Source organism: Pseudoalteromonas sp. 2CM41L (genome assembly GCF_023161905.1).
In the GTDB taxonomy this organism is placed as follows: domain Bacteria; phylum Pseudomonadota; class Gammaproteobacteria; order Enterobacterales; family Alteromonadaceae; genus Pseudoalteromonas; species Pseudoalteromonas atlantica.
The window spans coordinates 338,715-346,476 of the sequence record NZ_JALNTN010000004.1 but is presented as its reverse complement, the minus strand read 5'-3'; the positions used below and the strand labels follow the sequence as shown (position 1 = coordinate 346,476).

Sequence of the window (7,762 nt, the reverse complement as noted above, 5' to 3'; positions counted from 1 at the left end):
CTGTATGTTTACGAAACGCTTTTACTTTCATGAGAACTGACTCCTAAATAGGTGTCTACTTTTATGGAGTCAGATCAAAACAAAACGAGCCAAATTAGGCTCGTTTTTGTGTTCTCAGAGATGGTTCAAAGTTTTGTAAGGTAGTGAATAGTTTATTGTTACCATCTCAAGTGTGTGATGACCGAACGTTGGTTTATAAAATATTATTTTCGAGGAAATTCACGTATGAAGCTTTATAAGTACTTATCTGAAGATAGGTTAGATGTTTTGACTAACAGGAGAATTAGGTTTTCTTACCCTAGAAGTGTAAATGATCCGTTTGAGTCATCTATGATGCTAGGAGATTATGAACTAGATCTAAAAAAGCCACATGAGAGGCATGATGAATGTAGAAAAAAAATGACTTTTCTCTCCCTGTCTAGGAACAGTGGGAATTTATTAATGTGGTCTCATTATGCAGCCTCACACACCGGGTTTTGTATTGAGTTTAATAGAAAAAACAACTTTTTCTCGAAAGCACAGCCAGTTATTTACCGTAGAGAAAGAGGTGTCCTAAATGGGTATGTATCGATAGAAAAGCAGTTTAACTTCGATAAAACACTGCTTCAAAAGCCTATCGATTGGGCCTATGAGGAAGAAGAGCGTATATTTGCCTCAGATTTAGAGTGTGAACCTCTGATTGGCGATAATGATATTTTTGGTGAAAGTATTAATTTGATGGAATATCCAGTAGGCGCAATCGATGGAGTGTATTTAGGCTTAAGATCTAGTGATATATTAAAAGAAAAAATATCAGAGGAGTTATTAAGGGCTTCTGCTGGAAAAATAAAGTTATATAAAGCTGAGACTGACTCAAAGTATTACCAATTAAGATTTCAAGAAGTTTTATATAAGAAATAGTAATTTTAGTCATATAAAATTTAATCTTACTTTTTGAGAATTAACACTGTTCTATATTTTGGAACAAAATTGTCTCTAGTTATCAAATATTTGCATCAAATAAACCTGAAATATAAGCGCTCTAAACGCTTTTAATTTCTAGTTTTTTAATAAAGGACTATTAATGAAGTATCTAAATTACATATTGCTTTGCCTATCCCTATTTTTCACATCGAACATATTTGCGCTTGAGCAGAAATATCACGGGAGTGTTTTACCTGTTATTGCTGCTTTTAAAGCGCAGGATAAAACTGCGATTGCTGCGCATATTCGCTACCCTCTAAAAAGGCAATATCCATTGCCCGACATTAAAAATGAAACTGAGTTTATTAACCGCTTTGATGAAGTGTTTGACGAGGAGCTTGTTACTATTATTGGCAGCTCTAATATTAATACCGATTGGGATAAAGTTGGTTGGCGTGGCATTATGCTAAATAACGGCGTGATGTGGGTTAATACCGACGGTAAAATTATCGGTATAAATAGCCACACAGCTAAAGAGCAGGCATTTGCTAAACGCTTAATTGAACAAGACAAGCAATCACTTCATTCAAGTATTAATACGTTTGAAGAGCCAGTGCTGGATTGGAAAACGGCTAGCTACCATATTCGCGTTGATGATTTAGGTGATAGAAATTACCGTTATGCAGTGTGGAGTAGTGATAAAAGGCCAAAGGATAAGCCTGATATGGTTTTATCTAACGGTGATATTACCTTTGAGGGTAGCGGCGGGAATCACCACTATACGTTTAAAAACGGACGCTATAGTTACATATTACACGTTACTGTAATTGGCTGCGATACATCGCCACCTGGTTGGCTTGAAGTATATAAAAATGATGAGCAGCTATTAAATGAGCCAGTTATAAGTACTAAGTAGAATCAGTAAACCCTTCTTATCTCTATCTAATAAAGCTGCCACTTAATAACAGCTATAGGTTGGCGTTTCGCCGATAAAAATTTCAATAAACCAATCCTAAGTGGTAGGCTAAAAAAGTAGCAATTATTCAAACCGTTCTCGCGCAACAAGGAATCCCTTTAAAGCGCTTTGCCAAGGAGTTAAATATGATCACGCTTACCGTTAATGGTAATAAACATGAGTTTACAGGCGATCCGTCAACGCCGGTGCTTTGGTATCTTCGAGATGAATTAAATTTAACCGGGCCTAAGTTTGGCTGTGGTATGGCGCAATGTGGTGCGTGCACCATACATATTGATGGCGTAGCGCAGCGCTCGTGCATATTACCGGTATCGGCTGTGGCAGGGCGCAATATTACCTCTATTGAAGGGTTAAGCGAGCAAGGCGACCATCCTGTGCAAAAAGCCTGGGTTGAGCATAAAGTGCCGCAGTGTGGGTTTTGTCAGTGCGGGCAAATAATGCAAGCGGCAAGCTTATTAGCAGGTAACCCTAACCCCACTGATGATGAAATAGTGAGTAATATGTCGGGCAATATTTGCCGTTGTGGTACGTATCCGCGTATTCATAAAGCGATTAAGTCGGCGGCTAAAACCATTGCGGGCGTTGAGTATTTTGACCCAAATGAACAAGGGGAAGAGGTATGAAAAACGGCAATACATACTTTGACCTAAACCGTCGCCAATTTTTAAAAACCAGCGCAATAGGCGCATTAGTATTAGGCACTTATTTTGTAGGCAGTGCACCAAAAGCGTTTGCAGGCGTGTTAGAACAACCCTCTGAGCAAGCAAAACGTGCCAACTTATTTATAGCGCTGCGCCCCGATGGCATGGTTGAAATAACCTGTCACCGCTCTGAAATGGGCCAACAAATTCGTACCGCCATTGCCCAAATTGTGGCAGACGAAATGGAAGCTGCATGGGATAAAGTCGTTGTTATTCAAGGTAAGGGCGACCCTAAATATGGGGATCAAAATACCGATGGTTCGCGCAGTATTCGCTACAACATGCAACGCCTGCGTGAAATGGGTGCAAGTGTACGCTACATGATGCAGCACGCAGCTGCTAAATATTGGAACGTTGAGCCGCAAACCTGTACAGCTAATCAGCACGTGGTTACTCACAGCTCGGGTAAAACGCTTACTTATAAAGATTTAATCGACTTAGCGCTTACAATAACGCCACCAGAAGTTGATAAGTTAACACTTAAAACACGCAAAGAATGGCGTTATATAAATACCGGTATGGCGCATATAGATTTAACCGATTTAGTAACCGGTAAAGCCACATTTGCTGCTGATGTTCGCGAACCAAAGGCGCTGGTGGCTATGATTGAGCGCCCGCCGGTAGTAGATGGTGTGGTTAAATCGTTTGATGCCAGCGCCGCTAAAGCAATTAATGGCGTAGTTGATATTATTGAAATGCCTGTACCAAAAGGCGCGCCGCAATTTCAGCCAAAAGGCGGCATTGCTATTGTTGCTAAAAATACCTGGGCTGCATGGCAGGCGCGTAAAGCACTAAAGGTGGTGTGGGATGATGGTAAAAACGGCGATTATAATTCAAAAGAATTTAAAAAGTCGTTATTACAAACCGTTAATGAGCCGCAAACGCATGTACGCGACATAGGCGATGCAGCCAGCGTATTGGCTAAATCGAGCAATAAGTTAGTAGCCGATTATTACGCGCCGCATTTGGCCCAAGCACCAATGGAGCCACCTTGCGCCACGGCGATGTATCATAAAGACCGCGTTGATATATGGGCTGCAACGCAAAACCCGCAAGCCGATATGAAAACCGTAGCCGCACTACTTGGTATGCAAGAGAGCCAAATTAACGTGCATGTCACCATGTTAGGTGGCGGGTTTGGGCGTAAATCAAAACCTGACTTTTCGGCAGAAGCTGCTTACATTTCAATGAAAGTAGGACAACCCATACGCGTACAATGGACGCGAGAGGATGATATTCAGCACAGTTTTTATCATGCGGTATCGGCTCAACATATTGAAGCTTCACTAGATGAAAAAGGTAATATTGAGGCTTACTTACACCGTACGGCGTTTTCGCCAATTATGTCGACCTTTCAAGAAGGGGCAACGTCGCCTGCAGGTTTTGAGCTGCGCTTGGGCTTTACCGATAACCCCATAAACTCACCTAACTTAAAGTTAGAAAACGGCGAAGCACCCGCTAAAACAAGAGTAGGTTGGATGCGCTCGGTATCAAATATTTTTCATGCTTTTGCTATTCAGTCATTTATTGCTGAAGCTGCGCACAAAGCAGGGCGTGACCAAAAAGACTATTTACTTGAAACCATAGGCCCTGATCGCATTTTAGATGTAACCGAGCAAAATGCCTCGTACGATAACTATGGCGCCGATAAAGACGTTTATCCATTAGATATTGGTAAATTACGCCATGTTATTGAAAAAGTGGCTGAGATAAGTAAATGGGGCCGAAAGCTGCCAAAAGGTCGCGGGTTAGGCATTGCTGCGCACCGCAGCTTTTTAACGTATGTGGCTACTGTGGTTGAGGTAGAGGTATCGGATGCTGGTGATTTAAACGTGATTAAATCGTGGGTCGCTATTGATGCGGGTACGGTTGTAAACACCGATACCGTTAAAAACCAAACGCAAGGTGGCTCTATTTACGGTATTACCACTGCAATTAGCGACGGTATTACCTTTGATAAAGGCCGCGTGCAGCAAAGTAATTTTCACGATTACCGCGTACCGCGTATGAGCGATTCACCACTAGAGGTAGAAGTAGAAATAATACAAAGCGATGCACCACCTGCTGGTGTAGGCGAGCCCGCAACACCGGTTTACGCCCCTGCATTGTGTAACGCTATTTTTGCCGCTTGTGGTAAGCGTATTAGGCAGCTGCCTATAGGTAACCAATTAAAAGCGTAAATAACGTCCTTTTTTAGCCGTTAAACAAAAAAACCGCCAATTGGCGGTTTTTTTAGAAGTTAGCGATTAGTGAGTTTTTTCAAACTCATCTACTTCGCGCTCTGCTTCTTCTTTAGATTTACCGTACTGCTGCTGGATTTTACCTACTAGCTCTGTACGGCTACCTTCAATTTTTTCTAAATCGTCGTCAGTAAGATCGCCCCATTTTTGTTGCGCCTTACCTTTAAGCTCGTTCCAATTACCTTTCATACGATCGTTGTTCATAAGTATCTCCTTACTTAGCTTTAATTAACGTTCAGTATAAAAGGAGCAAAGCGTGTACCAATCAGTTAAACTTTTTATTTTATGTTTATAATCATTGATTTATATATTTAAGCGAGGCGTTACTTTTATTGCAGCGCGTATGTTCTTAAAAAATGTACAGAGCGGTCTGTAATTATTTCTGATTATGGATACGCGTAAACTCATCTGCTTTTGCGGCGCGTTTATTTTTGGTTTTTGTTACAATGCCTACAAAGCAATTTTGGGTAAATAGCAGTGCTGCCGGTTCAAAACATATATCAACAACTTCTAACTACATTACAAAGTAACCCCATAACGTTATTACAAGCACCGCCTGGTGCGGGTAAATCAACCTGGTTACCGCTACAGCTTATGCGCGACGGCCATTTTAAACGTATTGTAATGCTTGAGCCGCGCCGCTTAGCAGCACGTAATATTGCCAATTACTTAGCACAGTGCCAAAACGAAAAAGTGGGGCAGAGTGTTGGTTTGCGAGTACGTGGTGAAAGCAAAGTAAGTAGTAATACGCGCCTTGAAATAGTCACCGAGGGCATGCTTACCCGCATGCTACAAAACGACCCCGAATTAAGCGATATAGATTTACTGATATTTGATGAATTTCATGAACGCTCAATTGCGGCCGACACCTCACTGGCCTTTGCTTTAGAGACCCAAAGTGCGCTGCGCGACGATTTAACCATACTACTTATGTCGGCCACCCTTGATACTGAGCGCTATACGCAGTTTTTTGATTGCCCGGTTATACAATCAAGCGGGCGTAGTTACCCCATAGACGAAGTATATATACCAATAAAAGATGAAAGCCGCTGGCTTGATGCTATTCCCTCTTTAATAAAACAAGCACTTAACGAGCAAAGCGGCAGTGCGCTGGTGTTTTTGCCTGGGCAATTTGAAATAGTACGCGTAGAACAGGCCCTTAATGATTTACCAAGTAACTGCTTAGTTGCCACATTATTTGGCGAGCAAGATAAAGCCAATCAGCAAGCGGCGATTGCCCCTGCGCCTAAAGGTATGCGCAAAATTGTGCTTACCACCAATGTAGCCGAAACCAGTTTAACCATTGAAGGCATTCGCATTGTTATTGATAGCGGCAAACGCCGCGCAGCGAGCTATAACTTAAAAACAGGCGTAACTGAGCTTACAACACAAAGTATATCGCGCTCCTCTGCTGTGCAGCGAGCAGGGCGTGCAGGGCGAATAGAGCCTGGGGTTGTTTACAGGCTTGGCTCAAAGCAAACCTTTGAGAGACGTAATAGCCACGATAACCCCGAAATACTCACCTCAGACATAAGCCAACTTATGCTGGAGGCAAAACAGTGGGGCGCAAATATCAGCGAACTCACCTTGCTTGATACGCCAACAGCGCAGCAATGCACGCAAGCGGCAAACTTACTAACCATGCTTGAAGCCATCGACTCCAAAGGTAAGCTCACTAAATTGGGTAGTAAAATGCTGGGTTTTGGGGCGGATATTCGCTTAGCGCATATGCTTTTAAAAGCGCAAGCGCTTGAGGCAGAACTCCCTGGTATTTATCGCTTAGCACTTTATTTAGTGGCGCTGCTTGAGAGCCGAATAAACAGCGCCAACGAGCTAAGCTTGGCGCTACATAGCCAACAACAAGGGCCACACCCAGTATTTAAGCAGCAGTTAAAATACTGGCAAAGCCGTTTAAAAGTAACCGACAGTAACAGTGAGCTAAACACCGAGCATTTAGGTTTGCTGGTGGCATTAGCTTACCCCGATCGCATTGCAAAAAAACGCGGCAATGGCTACTTACTTGCCAATGGTGCGGGCGCTGATTTAAACACCGATTACTGGCATAACGATGACTACCTTGCTATTGCAAGCATGGGCGGTCATAAAGGCACGCGTATTTTTGCAGCCACCGCACTTAGCCCATTTGAGCTACAAGATTACTTACCGCATTTGTTTACTACGCTTACCCGCTGTGAGTTTGATGAAAAAACCGCGCGCTTTATCCATCAAGACGAAGTAAAGCTCGGCGCCATTACCCTTACAAGCCAACCAAGTAAGCAAAAGCTTGATAAAACCGAGCGCGCCAAAGCGTGGCTTAATTTATTTACCAAGCATGGTTTTGCATTATTTAATGAACAACCCGATGCGCAGCAATTATTAATACGCATGAGTTTAGCCAGTCAGTTTATGCCAGATACGTTCCCGGCAATAAGCGAGCAGCAACTTATCGAAACAGCTGATGATTGGTTAGGCGTATATTTACAGGATATAAAAACGCTGGAGCAGCTTAAAAAGTTTAACTACTTTGAAGCACTGCATAATTGTTTTGACTGGACACAGCAAACAGCCTTAAAAACACTGTTACCGCTTAGGTTAACGGTACCGAGTGGCTCAAATATAAAAATTAATTACCAGCTAGATGGCCCCGCAAAACTTAGCGTGCGCATGCAAGAAGTGTATGGCTTAACAAGTACGCCAATGCTCGCAAATGGCAAGCTGCCTCTGCTTATGGAATTACTCTCGCCAGGTAAGCGTTCATTACAGCTTACGCAAGATCTTGCGCACTTTTGGGCTAGTAGTTATTGCGATGTACAAAAAGAAATGAAAGGACGTTATCCCAAGCATTTTTGGCCCGACGATCCAGCCAACAGCGTGGCAACCAATAGAGTAAAAAGCAAAATGTAGGTTTATTAACTTAAAATATTTGTTTTATTTTTGAACAT

At 42.4% G+C, this 7,762-nt stretch carries 6 protein-coding genes and 1 pseudogene; 6 read left to right on the top strand and 1 reads right to left on the bottom strand.

Annotated elements, in window-relative coordinates:
* The first annotated feature begins 177 nt into the window (after positions 1-177).
* The 5 genes and pseudogenes from MTF64_RS08390 to MTF64_RS08375 all read left to right on the top strand — a co-directional run bounded on the left by MTF64_RS08390 (position 178) and on the right by MTF64_RS08375 (position 4,760).
* Positions 178-900 (top strand): DUF2971 domain-containing protein, encoded by a 723-nt coding sequence (locus tag MTF64_RS08390; protein ID WP_248451109.1) that lies wholly within the window; start codon positions 178-180, stop codon positions 898-900.
* A gap of 163 nt (positions 901-1,063) precedes the next feature.
* A complete protein-coding gene (locus MTF64_RS08385) occupies positions 1,064-1,819 on the top strand; it encodes a hypothetical protein (RefSeq protein ID WP_248451108.1) in 756 nt (251 codons plus the stop codon).
* 185 nt (positions 1,820-2,004) lie between these two features.
* A complete protein-coding gene (locus MTF64_RS08380; RefSeq protein WP_248451107.1) occupies positions 2,005-2,502 on the top strand; it encodes a (2Fe-2S)-binding protein in 498 nt (165 codons plus the stop codon).
* Positions 2,503-2,536: 34 nt separating this feature from the next.
* A pseudogene (locus tag MTF64_RS19980) lies at positions 2,537-2,590 on the top strand (hypothetical protein); the annotation flags it as partial.
* 28 nt (positions 2,591-2,618) lie between these two features.
* The gene (locus MTF64_RS08375) at positions 2,619-4,760 is read left to right on the top strand and encodes a molybdopterin cofactor-binding domain-containing protein (RefSeq protein WP_348984474.1); all 2,142 of its coding nucleotides are present in this window, start codon (positions 2,619-2,621) and stop codon (positions 4,758-4,760) included.
* Between the two features lie 66 nt (positions 4,761-4,826).
* Here the strand turns inward: MTF64_RS08375 and MTF64_RS08370 are convergent, their stop codons facing one another.
* Complete coding sequence (locus tag MTF64_RS08370; RefSeq protein WP_248451105.1) at positions 4,827-5,024, bottom strand: CsbD family protein; 198 nt, start codon at positions 5,022-5,024, stop codon at positions 4,827-4,829.
* Between the two features lie 273 nt (positions 5,025-5,297).
* Between MTF64_RS08370 and hrpB the strand changes: the two genes are divergently transcribed.
* Entirely contained in the window at positions 5,298-7,724 is a 2,427-nt protein-coding gene (gene hrpB, locus MTF64_RS08365; RefSeq protein WP_248451104.1) for an ATP-dependent helicase HrpB, read from the top strand.
* Positions 7,725-7,762 lie beyond the last annotated feature (38 nt).